The 22,350-nt window shown below is 60.8% G+C and carries 23 protein-coding genes; 13 read left to right on the top strand and 10 right to left on the bottom strand.

Features of this window, described 5'->3' with window-relative positions:
* Positions 1–4 precede the first annotated feature (4 nt).
* Positions 5–592, bottom strand: coding sequence for a nucleoside deaminase (locus tag IB248_RS27755; protein ID WP_018858788.1), 588 nt, complete (start codon positions 590–592; stop codon positions 5–7).
* Positions 593–854: 262 nt separating this feature from the next.
* On the opposite strand from IB248_RS27755, the gene cysG reads away from it, so the two are divergent.
* From cysG to IB248_RS27730, 5 genes are read left to right on the top strand one after another with little or no spacing between them, the layout of a single operon-like run.
* Complete coding sequence (gene cysG, locus IB248_RS27750) at positions 855–2,291, top strand: siroheme synthase CysG (protein WP_192241964.1); 1,437 nt, start codon at positions 855–857, stop codon at positions 2,289–2,291.
* A gap of 2 nt (positions 2,292–2,293) precedes the next feature.
* A complete protein-coding gene (locus IB248_RS27745) occupies positions 2,294–2,608 on the top strand; it encodes a DUF2849 domain-containing protein (protein ID WP_018858786.1) in 315 nt (104 codons plus the stop codon).
* Positions 2,609–2,616: 8 nt separating this feature from the next.
* Positions 2,617–4,287, top strand: a complete 1,671-nt coding sequence (locus IB248_RS27740) for a nitrite/sulfite reductase (RefSeq protein ID WP_169683872.1) — start codon at positions 2,617–2,619, stop codon at positions 4,285–4,287.
* A gap of 10 nt (positions 4,288–4,297) precedes the next feature.
* On the top strand, positions 4,298–4,810 hold the full coding sequence (locus tag IB248_RS27735) for a DUF934 domain-containing protein (protein ID WP_018858784.1): 513 nt from the start codon (positions 4,298–4,300) through the stop codon (positions 4,808–4,810).
* Between the two features lie 38 nt (positions 4,811–4,848).
* Positions 4,849–6,060: a UbiH/UbiF family hydroxylase gene (locus IB248_RS27730; protein WP_169683873.1), complete on the top strand. Its 1,212-nt coding sequence runs from the start codon at positions 4,849–4,851 to the stop codon at positions 6,058–6,060.
* On the opposite strand, the gene IB248_RS27725 is transcribed toward IB248_RS27730, so the two are convergent.
* From IB248_RS27725 to IB248_RS27705, 5 genes are all read right to left on the bottom strand, one after another.
* Positions 6,040–6,990: an AEC family transporter gene (locus tag IB248_RS27725; protein ID WP_018858782.1), complete on the bottom strand. Its 951-nt coding sequence runs from the start codon at positions 6,988–6,990 to the stop codon at positions 6,040–6,042. The two genes, IB248_RS27730 and IB248_RS27725, sit on opposite strands and share 21 nt — an antisense overlap.
* Positions 6,991–7,030: 40 nt before the next feature.
* Complete coding sequence (locus IB248_RS27720) at positions 7,031–7,780, bottom strand: cytochrome c biogenesis CcdA family protein (RefSeq protein WP_112666929.1); 750 nt, start codon at positions 7,778–7,780, stop codon at positions 7,031–7,033.
* A 167-nt stretch (positions 7,781–7,947) separates the two neighbouring features.
* On the bottom strand, positions 7,948–8,232 hold the full coding sequence (locus tag IB248_RS27715; RefSeq protein WP_169683876.1) for a hypothetical protein: 285 nt from the start codon (positions 8,230–8,232) through the stop codon (positions 7,948–7,950).
* A gap of 218 nt (positions 8,233–8,450) precedes the next feature.
* Positions 8,451–8,678 (bottom strand): hypothetical protein, encoded by a 228-nt coding sequence (locus IB248_RS27710; protein WP_018858778.1) that lies wholly within the window; start codon positions 8,676–8,678, stop codon positions 8,451–8,453.
* A gap of 205 nt (positions 8,679–8,883) precedes the next feature.
* On the bottom strand, positions 8,884–9,039 hold the full coding sequence (locus IB248_RS27705) for a hypothetical protein (protein WP_018858777.1): 156 nt from the start codon (positions 9,037–9,039) through the stop codon (positions 8,884–8,886).
* Positions 9,040–9,538: 499 nt separating this feature from the next.
* On the opposite strand from IB248_RS27705, the gene msuE reads away from it, so the two are divergent.
* From msuE to IB248_RS27670, 8 genes are all read left to right on the top strand, one after another.
* On the top strand, positions 9,539–10,102 hold the full coding sequence (gene msuE / locus IB248_RS27700; RefSeq protein ID WP_112659451.1) for an FMN reductase: 564 nt from the start codon (positions 9,539–9,541) through the stop codon (positions 10,100–10,102).
* Between the two features lie 19 nt (positions 10,103–10,121).
* The gene (locus IB248_RS27695) at positions 10,122–10,292 is read left to right on the top strand and encodes a hypothetical protein (RefSeq protein WP_018858775.1); all 171 of its coding nucleotides are present in this window, start codon (positions 10,122–10,124) and stop codon (positions 10,290–10,292) included.
* 20 nt (positions 10,293–10,312) lie between these two features.
* Positions 10,313–10,471 carry a hypothetical protein gene (locus IB248_RS27690; protein ID WP_169683877.1) on the top strand — a complete coding sequence of 53 codons (159 nt, stop codon included), beginning with the start codon at positions 10,313–10,315 and terminating at the stop codon, positions 10,469–10,471.
* Between the two features lie 9 nt (positions 10,472–10,480).
* On the top strand, positions 10,481–10,612 hold the full coding sequence (locus tag IB248_RS32245; protein ID WP_018858773.1) for a hypothetical protein: 132 nt from the start codon (positions 10,481–10,483) through the stop codon (positions 10,610–10,612).
* Positions 10,613–10,652: 40 nt separating this feature from the next.
* A complete protein-coding gene (locus IB248_RS27685) occupies positions 10,653–11,252 on the top strand; it encodes an alpha/beta hydrolase (protein WP_026371995.1) in 600 nt (199 codons plus the stop codon).
* A 153-nt stretch (positions 11,253–11,405) separates the two neighbouring features.
* Positions 11,406–12,065, top strand: coding sequence for a peroxiredoxin (locus IB248_RS27680; RefSeq protein ID WP_018858771.1), 660 nt, complete (start codon positions 11,406–11,408; stop codon positions 12,063–12,065).
* Between the two features lie 37 nt (positions 12,066–12,102).
* The gene (locus IB248_RS27675) at positions 12,103–13,434 is read left to right on the top strand and encodes an LLM class flavin-dependent oxidoreductase (RefSeq protein ID WP_169683878.1); all 1,332 of its coding nucleotides are present in this window, start codon (positions 12,103–12,105) and stop codon (positions 13,432–13,434) included.
* 229 nt (positions 13,435–13,663) lie between these two features.
* Positions 13,664–15,313, top strand: coding sequence for a Na/Pi symporter (locus IB248_RS27670; RefSeq protein WP_192241953.1), 1,650 nt, complete (start codon positions 13,664–13,666; stop codon positions 15,311–15,313).
* A gap of 82 nt (positions 15,314–15,395) precedes the next feature.
* On the opposite strand, the gene IB248_RS27665 is transcribed toward IB248_RS27670, so the two are convergent.
* The 4 genes from IB248_RS27665 to IB248_RS32240 form a co-directional block, all read right to left on the bottom strand.
* Positions 15,396–16,280, bottom strand: a complete 885-nt coding sequence (locus IB248_RS27665) for an amino acid ABC transporter substrate-binding protein (RefSeq protein ID WP_026371994.1) — start codon at positions 16,278–16,280, stop codon at positions 15,396–15,398.
* 288 nt (positions 16,281–16,568) lie between these two features.
* On the bottom strand, positions 16,569–18,101 hold the full coding sequence (locus IB248_RS27660; protein WP_192241952.1) for an FAD-dependent oxidoreductase: 1,533 nt from the start codon (positions 18,099–18,101) through the stop codon (positions 16,569–16,571).
* Positions 18,102–18,977: 876 nt separating this feature from the next.
* Positions 18,978–20,891, bottom strand: coding sequence for a heavy metal translocating P-type ATPase (locus tag IB248_RS27655; protein ID WP_169683881.1), 1,914 nt, complete (start codon positions 20,889–20,891; stop codon positions 18,978–18,980).
* An 828-nt stretch (positions 20,892–21,719) separates the two neighbouring features.
* Positions 21,720–21,848, bottom strand: coding sequence for a hypothetical protein (locus tag IB248_RS32240; protein ID WP_018858765.1), 129 nt, complete (start codon positions 21,846–21,848; stop codon positions 21,720–21,722).
* Between the last annotated feature and the right edge of the window lie 502 nt (positions 21,849–22,350).

Here is a 22,350-nt window from a genome sequence, read left to right as displayed (position 1 = left end):
TCACTCAGTTCAGTGGAATATCGTTGTCGCTCTTCGACGCTTGGTAGCTTTCCGAGAGCGCATCGTACCGCGCCTTGATGCGCGCAGTCTGTGTTTTCAGTTCGGCCTTCAAATGCTCTTCTTCGGTCTCGACGAGATCGGCAATGGCAAAGCTGTTCCAGAATGCATTGCTGCGCCTGTAGCCACCCGGTTCCAGACCGAAAACCTCCTTCAGGATCTTCAGGTCGTGAGGAATGGCGAAGGCGTCGCGCGAATCCTCGTGGCTGAAGAAATAGTAGAAATTGTCGAACCCGGCCCAGGTGATCGCCGACATGCACATGGTGCAGGGTTCGTGCGTCGACAGAAAGATGAGATCCTTGGTGGCTGGCTTCTCGCCCAGTTCGTACAAGCGCTTCAGCGTGTGCACCTCGCCATGCCACAGCGGATTTTCAAGCTCGTTATTGGTCTCGGCGATGACGAGCGAGAGGTCGGACTTGCGCAGGATCGCAGCGCCGAACACCTTGTTGCCGGCAGCGACGCCGCGTTCGGTCATCGGCAGGATGTCCTGTTCCATGACGTTGAGCAGGCGGGCGGCGATGGTCTGGTCGGACATGGCTTTCTCCTTGGTGGCCGCACTCTACCGGTAGCGGCAGGCGAGGCAAATGCCGATTTCGACGGGGAGCGGGATTTGTCACAGCCTTTCTGCTGCGCTGCGGCAGACGCAGGTGTGTCCGCTGCGCCGCACCGGTGACTTTTACTCAAATCATTGAGAGAGCGAGTAAAAGAATACGTGCGCGCGCGGGCATTGGAATTTCTGTTTCTTCATTTGCCTGGGCAGAGAGTGCATATTCCGGCAACTTCGAAATGGATTGATGATGTCTCCCAAGACTGAACAACTGTCGGTATTCCCTGCCTTCTTTCGCGTCGAGGGCAGGATCGCGGCCGTCTTCGGCAATGGCGACGAGGCTTTCGCCAAGGTTCGCTTGCTGCTGAACACGCAGGCACGGGTTGTTGCCTATACCGATCATCCTGAGGCCGATTACCACGCCTATCTGATCGCCAATCGGATTGAGACGGTGCGCGCAGTTTTTGTGGACGAGCAAGTCCGTGGGGCAACACTCGTCTTTGCTGCGACCGGAGACGCGGCGCAGGATCGCGCCATCGTTGAGGCCGCGCGCGCCGAAAAGGTGCCCGCCAACGCCGTCGATCAGTCTGACTACTGCGATTTCTTCACGCCTGCTCTTGTCAATCGCGCGCCGGTCGCTGTCGCTATCGGCACCGAAGGCGCGGGACCGGTGCTCGCACAGATGATCCGTGCACAGGTCGATCAACTTCTTGCACCATCACTTGGGCGGCTGGCCGATCTTGCCATCGGCTATCGAAAGACCGTCGAGCATCTCGTCCCGAAGGGCGCTGCGCGCCGCCTGTTCTGGCGCCGCTTCTTCTCCGGCGCGGTCGCCGATGCTGTCGCCAGCGAGAACCTGCCGCAGGCTCGCCGTGCAGCCAACGGCCTGTTTCGGTCCGCTGAGAAGGTCGAGGGGCACATCTGGCTCGTCGGCGCCGGGCCGGGTGCTGCGGACCTGCTGACGCTGCGCGCCCAGCGCGTGATGATGGAGGCCGATGTCATCGTCTATGATGCCCTCGTGCCGCAGGAAATCGTCGACATGGGCCGCCGCGACGCCGAGCGCCTGTCGGTCGGCAAGCGCAAGGGATGCCATTCGAAGTCGCAGGAAGAGATCAACGATCTGCTCGTATATCTCGGTCGCGAAGGCAAGCGCGTGGTTCGCCTGAAGTCCGGCGATCCGCTGGTCTACGGCCGGGCAGGTGAGGAAATGGCGGCGCTGCGGGCTACGGGCATTTCCTATGAAGTGGTCCCCGGCATCACCTCGGCCTTCGCCGCCGCCGCCGATTTCGAGTTGCCGCTGACGTTGCGTGGCGTGGCATCCTCGCTGGTCTTCACGACCGGCCACGATCTGACGGGTGATGTCCTGCCGGATTGGGCAAGCCTCGCCGTCTCAGGCGCAACGATCGCCGTCTATATGGGGCGCACCGTCGCCGCTTCCGTCGCCGAGCGCCTGATGCAGGCTGGCCTTCCGGCAGAAACCACTGTCGCCGTCATCGAGAATGCCAGCCGTCCCAATCGCCGGCTGCTGCATGGGATTCTGCGGGATCTTCCTGATCTGCAGCACCGTGACGAGTTGACCGGCCCGGTTATGGTCATTATCGGCGATGCTGTAGCAGGCGCCAATTTGGAACTGTCGGAACCGCTCGTGCGCGAACTCGCCCGGTCCGAGGAATTTGCAAGGAGCTGAACATGGTGGACAAGGTCCTGACTGCCAACCGACTGACGGATGGCATCGCCGTCTGGCTGAACGCCAACGGCCAATGGGTGACCTCGCTGCAGGAAGCCCTTGTTGCTCGCCATACAGAAGCCGTCGATGCGCTGGAAGCAATTGGCAAGAAGTCCTATGCCGACAATCAGGTCGTGGACGTAGCCGTCGTCGAGGTTCAGGAGAGCAACGGCGTGCTGTGGCCGCTGCGCTTGCGCGAACGCATTCGTGCCCAGGGCCCAACCATGGAATACGCGCCGGGCTACAAGCCCGCCGACCCCGCATTCATCGCAGTCTGAGGAAGCAGATGTATCGTTACGACGAATTTGACCACGCTTTTGTCGCCGAGCGCGTCGAGCAGTTCCGCGACCAGGTGCAGCGCCGCCTTTCCGGTGAGCTTGCCGAAGACGCGTTCAAGCCGCTGCGCCTGATGAACGGCGTCTATCTGCAGCTTCACGCCTACATGCTGCGTATCGCGATTCCTTACGGGACGCTGAGCTCGCGCCAGGTGCGGATGCTCGCTCATATCGCGCGCAAGTACGACCGCGGCTACGGCCACTTCACGACCCGCCAGAACCTGCAGTTCAACTGGCCGAAGCTCTCCGAAATCCCGGATGCGCTGTCCGAGCTGGCATCCGTTGAGATGCACGCTCTGCAGACGTCGGGAAATTGCATTCGCAATGTTACTGCCGACCATTTTGCAGGTGCAGCCGCCGACGAAATCGCGGATCCGCGCCCCTACGCCGAGATCCTGCGCCAGTGGTCCTCGGTGCATCCGGAATTCTCGTTCCTGCCGCGCAAGTTCAAGATTGCCGTCACCGGTGCAGAACGTGACCGCGCCGCGATCCAGGTCCACGACATCGGCCTGCATCTGAAGAAGAACGAGAAGGGTGAAATCGGCTTTGCCGTATATGTCGGTGGGGGCCAGGGCCGCACGCCGATGATCGCCAAGCTGATCCGCGACTTCCTTCCGGAAGAGGACCTGCTGTCCTATACGACAGCCATCGTGCGCGTTTACAACCTGCATGGCCGTCGCGACAACAAATACAAGGCTCGCATCAAGATCCTCGTGCACGAAACAGGCGCGGAAGAGTTGGCGCGTCAGGTCGAGGGAGAGTTCGCGGAACTCAAGGAATCCGAGCTGAAGTTGCCGGAAGCTGATGTCGAAGCCATCGCCGCCTATTTTGCGCCGCCGGCCCTGCCGGATCGCGCCGAAGGCTGGGAAAATCTCGCTCGCTGGAAGAAGGCCGATCCGGCTTTCTCTCGCTGGGTGCAGCAGAACGTGCAGCCGCACAAGCATCCCGACTACGGCATGGTGACGATCTCCCTGAAGCCGATCGGCGGCATTCCGGGCGATGCTTCGGATAGCCAGATGGATGCCATTGCCGATATCGCTGAGGAATATGCCTTCGACGAAATCCGCGTCAGCCACGAGCAGAACCTGATCCTGCCGCATGTGGCGCTCGCCGATCTCGAAGCGGTCTATCGCGGTCTCGTCGCCATCGGCCTCGCCGAGGCCAATGCCGGTCTGATCACCGATATCATTGCCTGTCCGGGGCTGGACTACTGCGCGCTCGCCAATGCGCGCTCCATTCCTGTTGCGCAGGAAATCTCCCGGCGCTTTGGCGATCCGGATCGGCAGGCTGAGATCGGCGAGCTGAAGATCAAGATCTCCGGCTGCATCAATGCCTGCGGCCATCACCATGTCGGCCATATCGGCCTGCTGGGCGTGGAGAAGAAGGGCGCTGAGCTCTACCAGATCACGCTTGGCGGTTCGGGCGACGAGCATACGTCGATCGGCGAGATCATCGGCCGCGGCTTCGAGCCCGACAAGGTGACCGACGCGATCGAAACGATCGTCAACACCTATCTGACAATCCGCAAGGAGCCGTCTGAGATCTTCCTCGAAACCTATCGCCGCGTTGGTCCTCAGCCGTTCAAGGACGCGCTGTATGGTTCGGCGGCAGAAGCGGCGTAAGGAGGGGACGATGACCAAGATCTGGAGAGAAACCGGCTTCGTAGAGAACGATCCCTGGGTGATCGAGACTGAAGAGGTGAAGGCAGGCGAGGGGCAGAAGCCCCTTCTCGGCCTGGACGAGCTGATCGCCAGGGCCGACGAGAGCAACGAGGTCGGCTTCGGCGTGCTGATCAAGCCGGCGGACGATATTCGCAAGCTCGAGCCCTACCTCTATCGGCTTGAGATCGTCGCTGTCGCCTTCCCGGCGTTCAACGATGGCCGGGCCTTCAGCCATGCATCCCTCCTGCGCGACCGCCTTGGATACACCAACGAACTGCGCGCCGTCGGCGACGTGCTGATCGACCAGATTCCGCTGATGCAGCGGGTCGGCATCGACAGCTTCGCTGTCACCAACGAGACTGCGATAAAGCGCCTCACGGAACATCGCCTGCCGGGAATTCCGCATCATTATCAACCGGCTGTGCGTGACGCGGACGCTGGCAAGGGCTATAGTTGGCGCCGTCAGGCGAAGCCGGCTGCATAAGCACCGGATCGCCGTCAAAGAATTGACGGAACGGTGCAATGAAGACTTTTGAAATCGCGGTGATCGGTGGCGGGCTTGCTGGCATGATCGCCGCCATCGCCTTGGCTCGCGGCGGACGCAACGTGGCTCTCGTTGCCCCGCCATCGCCGAGCCAGGACCGGCGCACGACCGCGCTCATGGATCAATCGATCCGTTTCCTCGACAGGTTGACGTTGTGGGAAAAGTTGCGGCCAGCGGCCGCGCCGCTTTCCACCATGCGCATCATCGACGGCACGAATCGCCTGCTGCGGGCGCCGATCACCACATTCCGTTCGGTCGAACTCGATCTTGAGGCCTTCGGCTACAATTTCCCGAACAAAGCCTTGATGGGGGTGCTGGAGGCCGCGATCGCCGGTGAGGGGAACATCACGCGCTTTACGTCGTTTGCCGACGTGATCGATATCGGCACCGAATCGGTGACGGTCACGCTTGCCGATGGCGAAATCCTGTCGGCGACGTTCGCGGTTGGCGCTGATGGGCGCAAGTCGAAGCTGCGCGAAACCGCCGGCATCGACGTTCGCACCTGGTCTTATCGGCAGTCGGCCATGGTGCTGAACTTCGAACACTCGCTGCCGCATGAGAATATCTCGACGGAGTTCCATACGGAAAGCGGACCCTTCACTCAGGTGCCGCTGCCCGCCAATCGCTCCAGCCTCGTTTGGGTCCAGAACCCATCGGATGCCGTCGCCCGCAATGAACTCTCGCTCGTTGAACTGAGCAATGTCGTCGAGGAGCGCATGCAGTCACTGCTCGGTAAGGTGACCGTCGAGGAAGGTGTGCAGCTCTGGCCTCTATCAGGCATGATGGCCCATCGCTCCGGCAAGGGGCGGATTGCCCTCATTGGCGAGGCATCGCATGTCTTCCCGCCGATCGGCGCGCAGGGGCTGAACCTCAGCCTGCGCGATGTCATGGCGCTTCAGGACATTCTTTGCACGCGACCCGAACTGCCGATCGCGGCTGATGCCGGCGACCGTTTCGATCGGAAGCGTCGCGCCGATATCATGAGCCGCACCGCGAGCGTCGATCTTCTTAATCGCTCGCTATTGTCCGATTTCCTGCCTGTTCAGATGATGCGCGCTGCCGGCCTGCACATTCTGTCGGCACTCCCCCCACTGCGCAGCATTGTCATGCGTGAGGGCATCGAGCCTGGTCGTTCGTTCCGCGATATTCCCGGCGCGATCAAGGAAAAGCTAAGCCGGAAGAAAGCCTGATTTGATCGCAATCAGGAAGAGCGAGACGGTCACGACGGAAAGCGCCGTCGTGATCAGGATCGTTGCCGAAGCGCGTTCCTTCCAGACGCCATATTGCTGCCCGATGACGAAGACGTTGGTTGCCGTCGGCAGGGCGGCAAGCAGTACCGCGGCATATATCCAGACCGGCTCGAAGCCACCGATGGCGGTCAGCGCGAGATAGACGACAATCGGGTGCACGATGAGCTTCGCCAGAACGATATAGCCGATTTCGGCCGGTATGCGCCTCACCGGCCGAAGCGCCAGCGTGACGCCCATGGCAAACAAAGCGCAGGGGGCGGCAGCCTGCGCGAGATAGTCGACGAAATGCTGGAATGCGGCCGGCTGATCGATGTGAAAGCCGGCAGCAACGAAGCCGAACGCCGTCGACAGGATAAAGGGGTGGAAGGCCACTTTCCGAGTAATGTCGATCGCCAGCCGTCCCGCGGAACGCCGGTCATCGCCTGCCGCTGCCATCAGCGCCGGCGCGACGATAAAGTGCAGCGCGTTCTCGAGGCAGACGATCAGCGCGACCGGTATGGCCGCTGCTTGGCCGAGCGCCAGCAGAGCGAGGCCAGGCCCCATATAGCCGATGTTGCCGTAGGCGCCGGCAAACGACTGGATCGTGCAGTCGGCGAGCGAATTACCCCGGATCCAGCGACCGATCGCGAACAGTGCAATGAAGATCGAATAGGTTGCCGCGAGATCGGTGGCGATGAAGTCGATCCTTGTCAGATCTTCGAAGGGCGTGCGTGAGACGAGCTTGAAGAACAACGCCGGCAGCGCTGCATAGATGATGAAGGTGTTCATCCAGCCGAGCGCGTCGGCCGGCTGCTTCGTCACCTTGCCTGCGATATAGCCAATGAGGATCAGGCCGAAGAACGGCAGGAGCAGACTGACAATATCGAACAACGGCTATTCCAAATGCAACTTTCTTCGGGGTGATTTCGGCTTAGCCGATTTTCATCAGGATTGGAAAGGTCTGCTGGAACCAGATTGCGACGTCACTGACGAAACCGAACATGAAGGCGAGGCCGGTCAGGACGAGGAATACGCCCATGACTTTCTCGACCGTTCCGAGATGCCGGCGAAAGCGCGTCAGGAAGTTCATGAAGGCGCCGGAAAAGCCAGCGGCGATCCAGAACGGGATGGCAAGGCCGAGGGAATAGACGGCCAGCAGCCCAGCACCTGAGCCAACCGTCTCCCGCGAGGCCGCAACGCCAAGGATCGCACCGAGTACCGGACCGATGCAGGGTGTCCAGCCAAAAGCGAAAGCCAGGCCCATGATATAGGCACCGGTCAGCGTCGCGGGCTTGCCGCTGCCCTGGAAGCGCGCCTCGCGGGCCAGAATTCCAATCCGGAAGACTCCGAGGAAATTCAAACCCATGACGATGATGATCAGGCCGCCGATCTTTGCCAGGAGATCGAGATGCTGGCGAAGCGCCATGCCGATGCTGGATGCACCAGCGCCGAGCGCCACAAAAACGGTCGCGAAGCCGAGTGTGAAGAAAAGCGCCGAAAACAGCACGCCCCGCCGCGCGTCCGGCGCAACGGCAACGGCGCTGCCACCGCGAAACTGCTCGACGGAAATGCCGGCCATATAGCAGAGATAGGGGGGAACGAGAGGCAGGACGCAGGGCGACAGGAACGACAGCGCGCCGGCAAAAAGGGCGCTCAACAAGGAAATATCGGCAATCGACACTTAGGCACTCCGGCGGCAGGCAATGATGCGCGAAGTCCTATCGCAACCTAACCATCCGGGCCAATCACCTTTTTGCGCTTTCGTTGAAAAAGGAAGGCAGGACGCAGGATGCGGAACCGGTGATCGTGCGCCGCCGGGCGCACCATCATTGCCTTCCGCACTGCATGTTAGCGATCGCGGCAGACCGTCCTGTATTTGGTGATGTAGTGGTGATGGCTCTTTTTCTGGTAGGGCTGGTCCCAGCACACCTGTCGCGCATAACGCGGGCGATAATAATCATCGCCATCATCGTCGTACGCATAGCGCGGGCCGTGCCTATAGTAGCGCGGCGGAGGCGGATCGTCATAATGGCGTGGGCCGGAGCCGAACTCGAAGTATACGCCGTCCGCGAAAGCCGGTGAGGCTACGAGCAGCGTCGCTAGTCCGGCGGCTGCAACAACTAGCTTTCTCATGATCGGTCTCCATCTGTATCTGTCAACGCAACGCCTTCGGAGCGCTGATGGTTGGGCAGATTAGATGTGGCGAATGAATGCGCACTGAAACCGGCGTTCATGTCCCAGTCATGCGGATGATCGCGCCGAATCATGATTCGGTTGAGTTTGGTCGGCGGCAGACGCAGCGAAAGCACCTGGAGTCAGCGGCGCGCCATTTCTGTCGTTGCCGTCACCGCTCAGTGATCCGTATCCGAGATATGGGGAATGTGCAGTACCTGCCCATCGAGCAGGAGCAGAAAATGATCTTCATCGAGTCGATTCACGATCTCGCCTTCCTCGGTCATATAGTCGGTCTTGGGCGAAGGCGCGTTTTGGCCAGAAATCCTGATCTGCTGAATGACGACATAGGTTTTTCCTCTGTCGTCCTGACACCGAAACCGCCTTTCCTCTTTATAGTTCGACATGGCTAGGCCTCCATCGCATCCAGACGAATCTTTGCTTCGATCGATGCGATTTCAAGGCCCGCCGGCTATTTCCGTCGATTAACGCGAAGAGATTGAAACGCTCCTTTCGAACGCGCTCAGGCTGTCCACCAAAAAACGCGTCTCGGCGGGTTTCAGACCGGAAGCATGCAGGGCCCGGTTGTTGGCGGCGAAGCCATCAACGAGATTAGCGGGACGCAGCATTCGCTACACGATTGCCGGCGTTCTGGGTCGCATTGACGGTATTGGCCGTATCGCGCCCAATGCCCTTGATCGTGTTTGCGCAAGAACTCAGTGCCATGAGCATGCATAGGGCGGCGGCAACTTTGGCGGTGATCGTCATTGGGTTGTTTCCTGGTTGCTGACGATAGTTAATGCTCGAGACCGCAAGTTGTTCAAAACGAACGACAATCGAAGGAGAAAAAGCGGGGGAAGGGACCAAGAAAAGCCCGGCGGGATAGAAACCACCGGGCCTTTTTGACGAACCTACATAGGCGATGCTGGTCCGGCAGCGCGGATTTCAAACGCTGCAATCACACAACGAGCGGCGCGGCCAAAGGTTCCAAGAAAAACGCGTATGCCGAGACAGAAAGCTTGCGGCACGCCTTGGAACTTTTGAACGGCCGGGCCGTAGCAGGCGCACGCGATTACACGGTCTGGCCGCGCTCTCTGCCGCCTCGTAGGTTTGCTGTTCAACAGCTTAGGAGAGTTGCAGAAGCCGCTGCGTGACGGCGCGCCCGAGGGCATCGAATTTCACGGTTCTCCTAGATAACGGAACGTCATTTCTTTTGTTCATAAAATTTATAGACAATATTCGGTCTAACAACAAAGGAGAGAGATCTATGTCGCTGCGATTGGTGGGTATTGCCGGTAGCTTTAACCGTCCGTCCAAGACCTATGCCCTGGTCGAGCATATTGCGGGGCTTGCTGCTGAAAACTACGGCTTTTCAAGCAAGATCTACGATCTGAAGGACGTCGGTCCGTCGCTGGGCACTGCGCTCTGGCGTCGCGACCTGGATGAACAGGCCAGCCAGGTTCTTGATGATATCGTCAAGGCGGATGTCCTGGTCATCGGCTCGCCGACCTACAAGGGCTCGTATCCCGGCCTGTTCAAGCACTTGATCGATCTAATCGAGCCGAGCGAACTGCGCTCGAAGCCCATCATCATTTCTGCCACCGGAGGCGGAGACCGCCATGCCCTGATTGTCGAGCATCAGCTGCGGCCGCTGTTCGGATTCTTCATGGCCCACACGTTGCCGACGGCCGTCTATGCCGCTGACCGCGATTTCGTCGACTACAAAATCGCTTCGGAGGCGCTGTCTGGCCGTATCGGTTCTGTCGTCGACGAACTGGCAGCCTTCTCTTTCGTCCCGTCGGCAAGGGCCTCGCTTCAGGCGGCCGAATGAGATTTGGAGGAATGGTGGCATGGACAGTGCGGAGAAACGGGCGATGGGGAGCGAGCTTTGGAGCGTCTTCGACTTTGCGCGTCGCTATCGGCTGACGATGCGCGAGCAAAATCGACTGCTGATGCTGTTCGGCCCCGTCGCCAGCGCCGCGGACCTGCTTTCAAATGCGAGGCGCAACCAGCTGATCTGAGGTGCGGCAAGGAGAAAACGATGATGCAGTCTCTTCTTCTTTGGTTCCGGTCGATGGTCCTCATCGGTCCTTCCCAACCGGCAGCCGCGCCACGGTGCGAGCCGCATGGCGACGGCGAACTGACGGCACGCGACTATGAAATCTACTATTGGAGCTCGTCTCCGGCGCCTTGGTACTGAGGGATCGTCATGGCCGTTTTCGATGCTCGCCATATTGCTCCGCGTAGCCGGCGTGCCGATGCCGCGGCGGATGTGGCCGCTTCCGCGGCGACGGTGTTCGCCTTCGGGTTCCTCTTCGCAATCACCCTCGGCGTTCTCTAGGAACAGATACTCCTTCACACGATGCGGATAAGGATTGATGATGGCGCCAGTACTAATTCTTCCCGGGCTCTTCGGATCAGAAGATGCGCACTGGCAAACCGCATGGCTGCGGGATCATCCCGAAAGTCGCCTCGTCCAGCAGGACAATTGGGATCATCCGCACCTCAGCGTCTGGCGGGTGAGGCTCGAGGCCGTGCTCGAAGATGCCGGTGAAGCCTATATCGTTGCTCACAGTCTTGGATGTCTGCTTGCGGCAAGCCTTGCCGGGCGGCCTTCTGCGGCGCGGGTGAGGGGAGCGCTGCTGGTGGCGCCGTGCGACCTGCTGGTGACCGAGAAGCTGCATCCCGGGCAGATTGCGTTTGGTACGATGCCGACGGCCGAGCTGCCGTTTCCGAGTATCGTCGTCGGCAGTCTGAACGATCACTATATGTCGCTCGATCGCCTGACACTGTTTGCCCGTCTCTGGGGCAGCGAGCTTCGCAATGCCGGTCTGGCCGGGCACGTCAATGTCGCCAGCGGCTATGGCCGGTGGCCGGGGGGCTACCGTGCCTTTGAAACCCTGAAAGCCAGAACGCGGCATCTTGATAAGATACCGCCGAAAAAGCCGTCTCTTGGTAAAGAGGCCTCGTCCGCGTGGTAGTCGATGTCATCGACGATGCCAACTGGTCGGCACGCGATCTTTGCGGCCATTAATCACCGGCATCGTGGCACAAGTGCTTGAACAGCGCCAGAAAACGACTACAGAATCGCCGGTCATTGAACACCAGCGCCATTTCCAACAAGGTCACTACTCATGAGCCTCCGCATCAACGATATTGCCCCTGATTTCACCGCCGACACCACGCAGGGTCCCATTCAGTTCCACGACTGGATTGGTGACGGCTGGGCGGTGCTCTTCTCGCATCCGAAGAACTTCACGCCGGTTTGCACGACCGAGCTTGGGGCGATGGCAGGGCTGGAGCCCGAATTCCGCAGCCGCGGCGCCAAGATCATCGGCATCTCTGTCGATCCGGTGGAAAGCCACAGCAAGTGGAAGAGCGATATCAAGACGGCGACCGGCTTCGATGTCGACTATCCATTGATCGGCGACAAGGACCTGAAGGTTGCCAAGCTCTACGACATGCTGCCGGCTGGAGCCGGAGAAACGTCGGAAGGCCGCACGCCAGCTGACAACGCAACCGTTCGTTCCGTCTTCATCATCGGCCCGGACAAGAAAATCAAGCTGATCCTCACCTACCCGATGACGACGGGGAGAAACTTCAACGAGATCCTCCGCGCGATCGACTCCATTCAGTTGACGGCAAAGCATCAGGTCGCGACGCCGGCGAACTGGCAGCAGGGCGATGACGTCATCATCACGGCTGCCGTCTCCAACGAGGACGCGGTAACGCGCTTCGGATCGTTTGACACGGTGCTGCCGTACCTGCGCAAGACCAAGCAGCCGCAGGCGTAGTCGGCGGGCACGGGCAGGCATAAGGCGGGACGACTTGATGGCACACGAGCGACAATTGCATCTCGGCGCCTTCATGCGCCCCGTCAGTCTGCATACCGGAGCCTGGCGCTATCCCGGCGCCTACCCGGACGCGAACTTCAACTTCAAGCACTTAAAGGAGTTTGCGCAAAGGCTGGAGGCGGCGAAGTTCGATGCCTTCTTCATGGCTGATCATCTGGCCGTGCTCAACATGCCTGTGGAGGCACTGAAGAGGAGCCAGACGGTAACCTCCTTCGAGCCGTTCACACTGCTGTCGGCGCTTGCCGCCGTCACCGATCGGATCGGGCTCGTTGCGACAGCCTCGACGACCTTCGACGAGCCCTATCACGTTGCGCGCCGCTTCGCCTCGCTTGACCATATCAGCGCCGGGCGCGCGGGCTGGAACATTGTGACGACGGCTAATCCCGACGCCGCGCTGAATTTTGGCCTCGATGAACATGTCGAACACGGCGAACGGTATCGCCACGCCCGCGAGTTTTACGACGTCGTCACCGGCCTCTGGGACAGTTTCGCCGACGACGCATTTACGCGCGACGTGGAAAGTGGCCAGTTTTTCGACCCGACCAAAATGCATGTCCTCAATCACAAGGGCGAGGAGCTCAGCGTGCGCGGTCCGCTCAATATTGCCCGCCCGCCTCAGGGATGGCCGGTGATCGTGCAGGCGGGGCAGTCAGAGCCGGGCCGCCAGCTTGCCGCCGAGACAGCCGAAGTCGTCTTCTGCTCGCCTCGCGATCTCCCGGCGGCGCAATCACTCTATGCCGATATCAAGGGGCGGATGGCCGCCGTCGGCCGCGATCCTGATAGCCTCAAGATCCTGCCGGCCGCCTTCATCGTCATTGGCGACAGCATCGAGGAGGCGCGCGCGAAACGGGCGCTGCTCGACAGCCTCGTTCACTATGACAGCGCCGTCGCTTCGCTCTCGATCGCCCTTGGTCATGATGCTTCCGGCTTCGATCCGGACGGGCCGCTGCCTGAGATACCCGAGACGAACGCCAGCAAGACCGGCCGCGCGCAAGTGCTGAAGTTCACCCAGGAAGAGCAGTTGACCGTTCGGCAGCTCGCGCAGCGCTATGGGGGCTACGCGGGCCTTGCGTTCGTAGGAACGCCGGAAACGATCGCCGATGAGATGGCGCAATGGCTGACGGCACGCGGCAGCGACGGTTTCAACATCGTCTTCCCCTACCTTCCCCAAGGTCTCGACGATGTCGTTGATCGGCTTGTACCCGAGCTGCAGCGACGAGGCATTTTCAGGAGGGATTACGAGGGTGCGACGCTACGTGAACACCTTGGCCTATCTCGGCCCGCCAACAGGTTTTTTGCAAGCCGCTGAGTCGCAACAACTGGCGGAGAAGCATCCTCTTACGGCAAGGAGAGGCAAGGGGGGAGGCCGGCCGCCGCGGATCAGATCCGGAAAAGATAAGCACCGAATCGAAGGCCGCGCGTTGGCTTCCCGTGTGCTCACTCACCCAAAGGAAGGGCATTCCAAGCCCGCTTGCACGGCGAGGTTGGTCCTATTAGCTTGAAGAGATAAAGAGCGAAGCGAAGGGAGCCAAACGCCGATGTCGACAGCGGTTGCCATTCTCGGTGGAATTGGGCTCTTTCTCCTCGGCATGACCGTCATGACCGACGGCCTCAAGGCATTGGCGGGATCGGCGTTACGGACCGCCTTGGGCGCGGCAGTCGCCACGCCGCTCTCCGGCGCTTTCTGGGGCGCTGTCGTCACCTTGCTCGTCCAGTCGTCGAGCGCGGTGACGATGACGACGATCGGTCTCGTCAACGCCGGGCTCTTGACCTTCCCGCAGGGGCTTGGGCTCGTTTTCGGCGCCAATGTCGGCACAACGGGAACGGGATGGCTGGTTGCGCTGATCGGCGTGAGAGTCTCGCTCTCAGCCTACGCGCTGCCGATGATATTCATCGGAGCGCTGGCCAAGCTACTGAGCGGCGGGAGGATCGCGGCGGGGGGCAGTGCGCTTGCGGGTTTCGCGCTCATTCTTTACGGGCTGACGACGCTGCAGCAGGGCATGGGGGGGCTGGCGGAGACGTTGCATCCGTCCGATCTGCCCTCGGTGCTTGGTTCTCCGGGAGTTAGCTGGGGTGCGGGTTTGGCTGGCCTCATGATGCTGATCGGCGTTGGCTTGGCGATGACGGCGGTCATGCAGTCCTCGACGGCGGCGATCGCCGTGACCATTTCCGCCTTCTACGCCGGGGCAGTGAGCCTGGAGCAAGGCGCAGCACTGATCATCGGCCAGAATATCGGGACGGCGACGAGTTCCGCCTTAGCCGCGATCGGCGCCAGCACGACGGCCAAGCGCCTCGCCCTGGCCTATGTGCTGTTCAAGATGATCGCGGCGCTTATCGCGATCATCGCCTTTCCGTTCACGACTGTACTGATGAAACGCTTTTCCGCGTCGGTCGACGGGATGACGCAGCTTGCTGCCTATCACACGGCCTATAACGTCGTAGGGGTTGCGGTGCTGCTTCCGGCGACGCAATGGTTTACCCGCGTTGTCGAGCGTATGTTGCCGTCGAGGCAGACAGCCGTTCAGCGCGCGCTTGATCCAAGCGCCCTTGCCAGTCCGGTCATCGCGATCGAGACGGTCAGGCGCGTCCTGGCGGACGTCCTCGCGATGAACACTGCCTCGGTTTCTGCTGCGCTCTCAGGCCCGACGAGGCTTGCGACCGGAGGCGTTTCGACCGGCATTGTGCTGACGGAGATACGGGATTTTCTCTCCGAATTGAAGGAGCCGCCCGAGACTGAGGATGAGCGGTTGCGCATGACGAGCATGCTGCACGCGCTCGATCACGCTTCGCGCCTTGCGGACGTCCTGGAGGAGGGGGAGCTCCCCGGCCGGCCGGTCGAAGCCGTTCTCGAACGCCGCGCGACCGAGCTATGCGCACGTGTGATGATCGCGGCCGAAGCGATTGGTCGCTCGATCACTTCTGAAACCGCCCTCAGCGCGCAGGCCGCGGCTATCGGTTGGAGCGTGTCACCCGAGGTCGCCGCGACGCTTTCGGACGCCGAACGGGCGGCAAAAGAACTCAGCGCGCTGAAGCAGGACCATCGCGCGACAACTCTTGCCTCGGTTGCACTGGGAGAGCTGGTAGCTGCAAGTGCCTTCGCGCGGATCGACGCCGCTCGACGACTCGACCGAATCGCGCATCACACCTGGCGGTTGGCTGCCCATCTTCTCGGGCGCGGCGGGCATTAGCCATCAGGATACCCCTTTGTGGTCGGTCGTTCCGCAAGGCGGTGCAGCTGCTTGTGTAATCCCTTGATTGAGGTGATTAAAATCAATCGGGAACATGCTCCATGATGATTTGCGTGTGCAGCATCGGCGCCTCGGATCCGAAATAGCCTTCCAGCAGCGGCAGAAAATCGTCCGACAGATAGAATGCCGTCAACGCACGGTCGGCCAGCAGGCGGAAGTCGGCGTCGTCGCGACGCAGCGCTATTGCATAGGGTTCATGCGTAAAGAGCCGATCACCGATCTCGAGCGACGATGAATCGCGTGCCCTCTTGGCCAGGCTGATGAGTAGCACCTGATCGGCGATATAGGCGTCGATCTTGTGATCCTCCAGCGCCTTAAGCCCGTCCTCGTGCGTTTCGAAATCGGAAAGCTTCGTCTTCGAGGCTTGGATGGCCAACGCCTCGCGCAGGGTCGTTCCAGTTGTTGTGCTTGCCCGCACCCCGATTACGCGTGTGGAGGGGACACGCTGGCTGACCGGGCGAACAGCGGGCTTCTCGAGAAAAAGAGTCTGCAGATAGTTAGGCGAATCTTTGCGGAGCAGCGCGGTCGCCCCCGTCAGAAAGATTGGCTGTGAGAAGTCAACGATTTCTCGCCTCTTCAAATTGACTGTGATCGCGCCGCAAAGCAGGTCGATCTGTCCGTTTTTCACTGCATCGAAGCCGTTGGCGAGCGTCATTTCAACGTATTCGCGCTTCAGTTGCGGAACCCGATACTCTATTTCGTCGGCGATCTTGCCACACAGGTCGATGGCATATCCCGTCGGATCGGCGCCCGATTTGACGGAGGAAAAGGGCGCCTCGTCGGTAATGTAGCCGATACGCACACTGCCGCGCTGGGTGACCGTATCGAGCGTCGCAGCGCCGGCCGCGATCGCGGAAAGCCACAGGGCAACATTCGCCAGCAGAAATCGTCTCATGCACTTTGCCATGGGCATGAACCTCACCACGAAAAAAACGGCGATCTAAAAGGCGTACGCGCAGATTATGGGCAGTCAGCCATTTGTCAACTCAGGGCACCTCGCTGTCGCGGGACGGAAAAGCCCCATCTTGCACTGCAGGTCGGGCGCCTGGATCAACATGTGAAGCCGTTGACAGCCATTACAGCGGCGCGCGTGACGCCCACGTCGGCAGCCCACACGGTGCTGCTTTATGGATCAACTCCACGGCGCTATTTTGCGACAGGAGAGATCCGGGTTGGCATAGAGCCATTACGCGCGTTATGCCTTGTTGTGTTCCATCGCCAGTTCTGCCTCGAGGCTTTCCGCATCGCGGAAGATCGTGACAACCGCCAGAACGCGTCCGCCGTGCGTGAAGCGCAGGAGGCAGTCTTTCGCAGCAATGTCGCCCTCGATCTCGATCGCGTCCCATCTCTCGGCGTGTCCGACATAATTGATCGGGATGTCGTAATGCTGGCTCCAGAAAAACGGCACATCCGTGAACTCCTTCCGGCGTCCGAGCATGTTCAGCGCAGCGGTAGCACCCTGCCGCTCGGCCACGACCCAATGCTCAACTCTGATGTTCTCGCCGCTGTGGGGGTCGGGCCACCGCGCGATATCGCCGGCCGCATATATCCCCGGCGCGCTGGTCTCCAGATAGGCATCGACCAGGACACCCCGATCGATGGTAAGCCCCGCTCTTTCGGCGAGATCGACCCGCGGGCGCACGCCGATGCCGGCAACGACCAGGTCGGCAGTCAGCGTGCTGCCGCTCGTCAGCAAAACCTCGCTGGCGCCGATGCTCGCAGCGGTATCTTTCAAATGGAAGACAACACCATGTTCATCATGCAGGGCGCGGATGAAGTCGCCCATCTGGGGACCTAGCACCCGTTCCATCGGCCGTTCCTCAGGCGCCACGACATGCACTTCGACACCGCGGGTCCGAAGCGCGGCAGCGACCTCGAGGCCGATGAAGCTGGCGCCCAGCACGACAGCGCGCCGCGCCGCGCCGCTCTGCGCGATGATCGCGCGACTGTCGGCAAGCGAGCGCAGTGTGTGGACATGAGGCTGGTCGGCACCCGGTATGCTGAGGCGCACCGGTTCGGCGCCGGTCGCTAGCAGCAATTTGTCGAAGGCGACCCGGCCGCCATCGGCGAGCACGACCTCTCTGGCGCGGACATCAATGTCGGCAACCTTCGTTCCGAGGCGTACCTCGATGCCGTTCTTGGCATAAAAGCCTTCCGTGCGCAGTGGGATCCAGTCTTCGGGAGCCTTGCCCGCAAGATAGTCCTTCGAGAGGTTGGGGCGGTCGACCGGCAACGCCTCGTCGTCGCTGATCATGACGATGGCGCCCTGATATTGTTCGCGCCGCAGTCTTTCGGCTGCGGCAAAAGCCGCCGCGCCACCGCCGACGATGACGATTCTTTCCGGCAAGACCTCGGCATTGCTATCGCGCGAGGCTTGCGACGATTTCTTGCGTTTATCGCCAACGAAAATCCTATCGCCGCGCTGCTCGACTGACCAGCACGTGAGCGGCGACAGGGCCGGTGCGCGCAGGGCCTCTCCGGTTCGCAGGTCGAAGCAGGCATGATGCCAGGGGCAACGAACACTGTCGTCGACAACCAGGCCGTCGACCAGCGGTCCGCCATAGTGCGAACAGGTGGCGGCAACGGCAAATATCTCTGCTCCACGACGCACGAGAAGCACGGGCTCGCCGTCTTTGTGACCAACCAGCTTGCCTCCATCGGGAAGGTTGTCGAGTGCTATTCCGAGGGCGAGATCGGGTCCCTTCGGATCTGAGCGGCTATCGGTCATTTTCTCCTCCGTCAAAAGGCAGCTGCCGGTATCGCCTGCTGCGAGGAGGTTGCCCAGGCAGCTCCCTTAAATTCTCGGGCTATTCTGCCCTTTAGGTAAGTGAATATGGCTCGAAGTAAACGTCGCCAAATACATCTGGAGTCGCTTTCGCTGTTTCCAATGATGCCGCGTTCGGAACAGGTGGCCCGCTTGTTTCGCACCTTGACCCAGCGCAAGCTTGAGGACCCCAGGGAGGGCAGCGATTATCTACAAAGCTGTCCAGCGCGACATGGCGGTGGAGTTTTCGGACTCGCCATCAAATCGCTGCGCCTTGGGCGCCGCGCCAGTTCGTCGCGCGAGGGTGCAGCGAATTTCCTCGGATTGTGCTTGTCGAGCTTAAAATGAGGTTGTCTGGATAGAACGCAACCGCCTCGGGCAACGCTCTCCTTGTGACAGTCTAGGGGCGTCCAATACGATGCAAGTCACTGCGCTGCAGCGTTGTGCTGCAAAAGCGCGGAGCCTTCCATAATGAGATATCTACAGGAAAAACTGACATCCAAACGAAACGACGGCAATGGCCAATGGCATCGTTAGCATGGCGATGCTTTGCCAGTCGGTTTGATGTCCATAGTCTCGCGCTTCCGAGTTCATTCCAGCTACCCCCTCATGGAAGCAGCCTACCCGACTTAGTGGCCGTGTCGTCTCAAAATAAGTTTCTGGTTGTAATATTCGCGGCAGATCGAGACCGCGTTCGGCGCTCAGCCTAAACCTTTCTGACATCTTGCAATTTGAGGCTTTCAATGACGGGCTTCCGGTCCCTCAAAGGTATTGCCGCGTGCATCGCCGATGCAGATCGGCGTCGAGACACCATATGCGTCTCAGCTAGGGAGAGGCTAGTCATTGAGAGGCACCGTAGCGTTCTGCCTGGGATTGGAGCTCGACAGGGTTAACCCGTGTGCCCACTGCCGACACGTTTCTTGGTGTTATTCGCAGCGCGCGCAAGGCGTTCAGGATGACCGCAACATCGATTGCCTCCTGAAGGAGCGCGCCCTGGACTGGCGTGAGGTAGCCAAGGGCTGCGGCAACCATTCCGGCCATGGAAAGACCGATGCCCGCGAAGACGCTTTCGAGCGCGATCCCGCGTGATCGCTTAGCCACTTCTAGCCCCGAAACGAGCCGACCGAGGTCGTCAACCAGCAGAACAACGCTAGCAGCCTCGGCGGAGGCGGCCGCCCCCCGTGCTCCCATTGCTACGCCGATATCGGCGGCCGCCAATGCGGGAGCGTCGTTGACGCCGTCGCCCACCATCATCACCGGCCCGTTCTTGCGTTCGGTCAGCACCAGAAGAACTTTCTGGTCGGGCGTCAGGTCGGCGCGGACGGCATCAAGCCCGAGCCCTTCAGTAACGGCCTCGGCGACGGCGTGACGGTCGCCTGTGGCAAGCACAATCCGTCTAATGCCACTGCGGCGGATGCCGGAAAGGAAGCCTGCCGTTTCCCGGCGCAACGGGTCGGACAGGACCAGATTTCCCGCGAGCTGGCCGTCCACCGCGACCGCGACCAGCACAGAGCCCGCTTCGGATTCCTGATCCGGAGCCCGCGATCTGCCAATCTTGCTGATCACGAAATCTGTCCCGCCCACGACGACGGATCGGCCGTCCACCTGAGCCGCGACCCCGTCTCCTGGAACTTCCTCGATATGCGTCGGTATTGGCAGGGGCATGCCCTGCGCGCGTGCCGAGGCAACGATCGCCTGTGCCATGGGGTGCTTCGATGCCTGATCGGCTGCCGCAGCCAAGCGAAGCACTTCACCCGGCTGCAAGTCGGCATAAGTGTCGACCGACACAATCTGCGGACGGCCGTCCGTCAGTGTGCCGGTCTTGTCGAGGATCAATGTTTGGGCCTGCGTGAGTGCCTCGAGGGCCCTCGCGCCCTTGATCAGCACGCCAAAGTGCGTTGCCCTCGATAGGCCCGCGACCAGCGCGACCGGCACCGCAAGGATCAGAGGGCAGGGTGTGGCTACGACCAGCACGGCTACGGCCCGGATTGGGTCATCGGTCATCCACCACGCGGCAGCGGCAAGCGTGGCCGTAACGACGAGGAACAGGATCGAATAGCGATCTGCCAGTCGAGACATCGGCGCCTTCGACCGCTGCGCCTCCTCGACCAGACGGACGATTCCTGCATAGGTGCTCTCCGCAGCGCGGCGGCTTGCGCGCAGATCGAAGGCATCACCCACATTGGTCGAGCCGCTCATCGCCTCTTGCCCGTGCATCAGTCTCACAGGCATCGATTCACCTGTCATGGCTGACTGGTCGACGACCGCGCGCGCGCTCTCGACAGTTCCGTCGACAGGCGCGACGTCCCCTTGCCGAATGAGGAGAAGGTCGCCGGGTGCGATTTGGTTGAGCAACACCTCTTCCAACGCGCCGTCGCGGTATCGGGCGGCGGTGCGTGGAATACGTGAGAGGAGGTCTTGCATGTTACGGCGGGCACGGCCTTCGGCAAAGCTCTCGAGGAATGTGCCTCCAGTGTACATCAGCGCGACGACGGCCGCGGCGAGCGTCTCACCGAAGACAAGCGCGGCCGACATGGACAGAGCCGCCACGATGTCGAGGCCGACCTCGCCTCTCCAGAGGCTTCGGACAATCTCGATGATTAGGACGGCAAGGACAGGAACGACCCCCGCGACCCAGACCATCTCGGCGAGATCAACATTTCCGGCAAGCCTCAGGCTGGCCCCAACCGTAAGGCCGGTAAGGGCAACAGCCAGAATGGCAATCTTGAACCTGTCCCTGCCTTGCCCGCTCATCTCGCCTTCGGTTCACTGGTCTATGTTACCCCGACTCAGGGCGCCCGGAATTGTGCCCGAGCGTTTGTCGCAGTTCTCATCGCCGTTGATGAGGAGTGCGTCCAGGCCGACTTTAGGGGGCATTGAGGCGCCCTCCAAGTGTTCTTGACCACCAGCACACTCACTCGTCCAAGCATCATCCAGCCTGCTGTCACCACGGTCATGCCGACGAGGCATTCAGCGGCCGCGACGCGCCGAGGAGGCCATCTGTATGCGAGAGCCCCCAGATCGACAGTCGCCGGAGGTCACATAGCGGCTTCGACGTGCAGCCAAATGACACGCGGATGTAACCGAACTACAGAGGCTTCAAGCACATGTCGATCGCGGGTCGGGAGCAGCCGAAATCGAAGCCCTCCTGAAAATGCCGAGGCCGCGGCTATTGTCGCGGCCTGGCTGTAGAACAGAGAAGCGCAAGGCTCGACGGGGTTCTGAGGGGCCCTGAGTTAACCCTGCTCACAGAGGGACTGCGAACAAGTTTCAGAATAACCTATTGGGGCGAAGGGCAGGATGCCTCCGTTTGAGGGGGAGGGCTAGTCATTCGGTGGGAGGCGCAAAGGACGAGGCCCGCAGGGGTGTGCACGGACCTCGGAACACTATCACAGGAAGTGGCCGCATTTTCTGGCCGGGGTCATAAAAGCACAGCCGACCATCGATCGCACGTACGCCAATGTTGGTAACTGGCGCTACAGCTGGTAGGAACTGTTTCGAGAGTTCTGAGAGGCGTAGGCGTTGCGGCCGAGTTCACCCCTTGGGTGTCTCCCGATCAGGCAAGATCTTCGTCTGACAAGACTAGAAAGTGGTTTCCTGCACCAACCACCAGACAGGAAGAAATGCCAACGCGATCGCTGCCAGCCAGACCGAGGCGAACTTGATCAGGTACTGCCGTCTCGCTTTGGCTTCGTTCCACTCGTAGTACATCGCCAACTCCCAACTTTAGCCTGTTGTTACTGGAGCATTGCTTTAACGGCGAGTCGAGTGCGGAACTGCAACACTCGTGATCTCGCTTGGGGGGCGGTTTCCAAAATCGGGTCCGTGAACCCTATTCCTGACGCCGCGAGGTGGTTCGTCGCGCCTGGCGGCTACGGAATTTGCAGCAGTGGCGAACATCGCCCAGATGTCGTCTGAGAAGTCTCAATTACTCGCCAATCGCAGCGCCGCTCGCGCCTGGCAACTCGTAGCCATAGACGGACGAAAGGAATGCAGGCTTGTCTTTCCGAGTCACAGGCGGCAAAGGACGCATCGCATTCGAATTTTGTCCGAACGTTGCGAAATGACTCCCATCGGCGGGGCGGTGCCAAAATCAGTTGGGTACGATGTCCCATTTTTCGTCAGGGTTGAAGCGCGTCATTTTCGCGACCGCCGCGGCGGTGTTGGTGCCGAGATCGCGTTCGTAGACGACGCCCTTCTCGCTCACCAGGAA

The sequence above is a fragment of the Rhizobium sp. RHZ01 genome, from assembly GCF_014851595.1.
Lineage (GTDB): Bacteria > Pseudomonadota > Alphaproteobacteria > Rhizobiales > Rhizobiaceae > Rhizobium > Rhizobium altiplani.
Note: the sequence above shows the minus strand (reverse complement) of the source record. Positions and strands in the feature narration are given on the sequence as shown.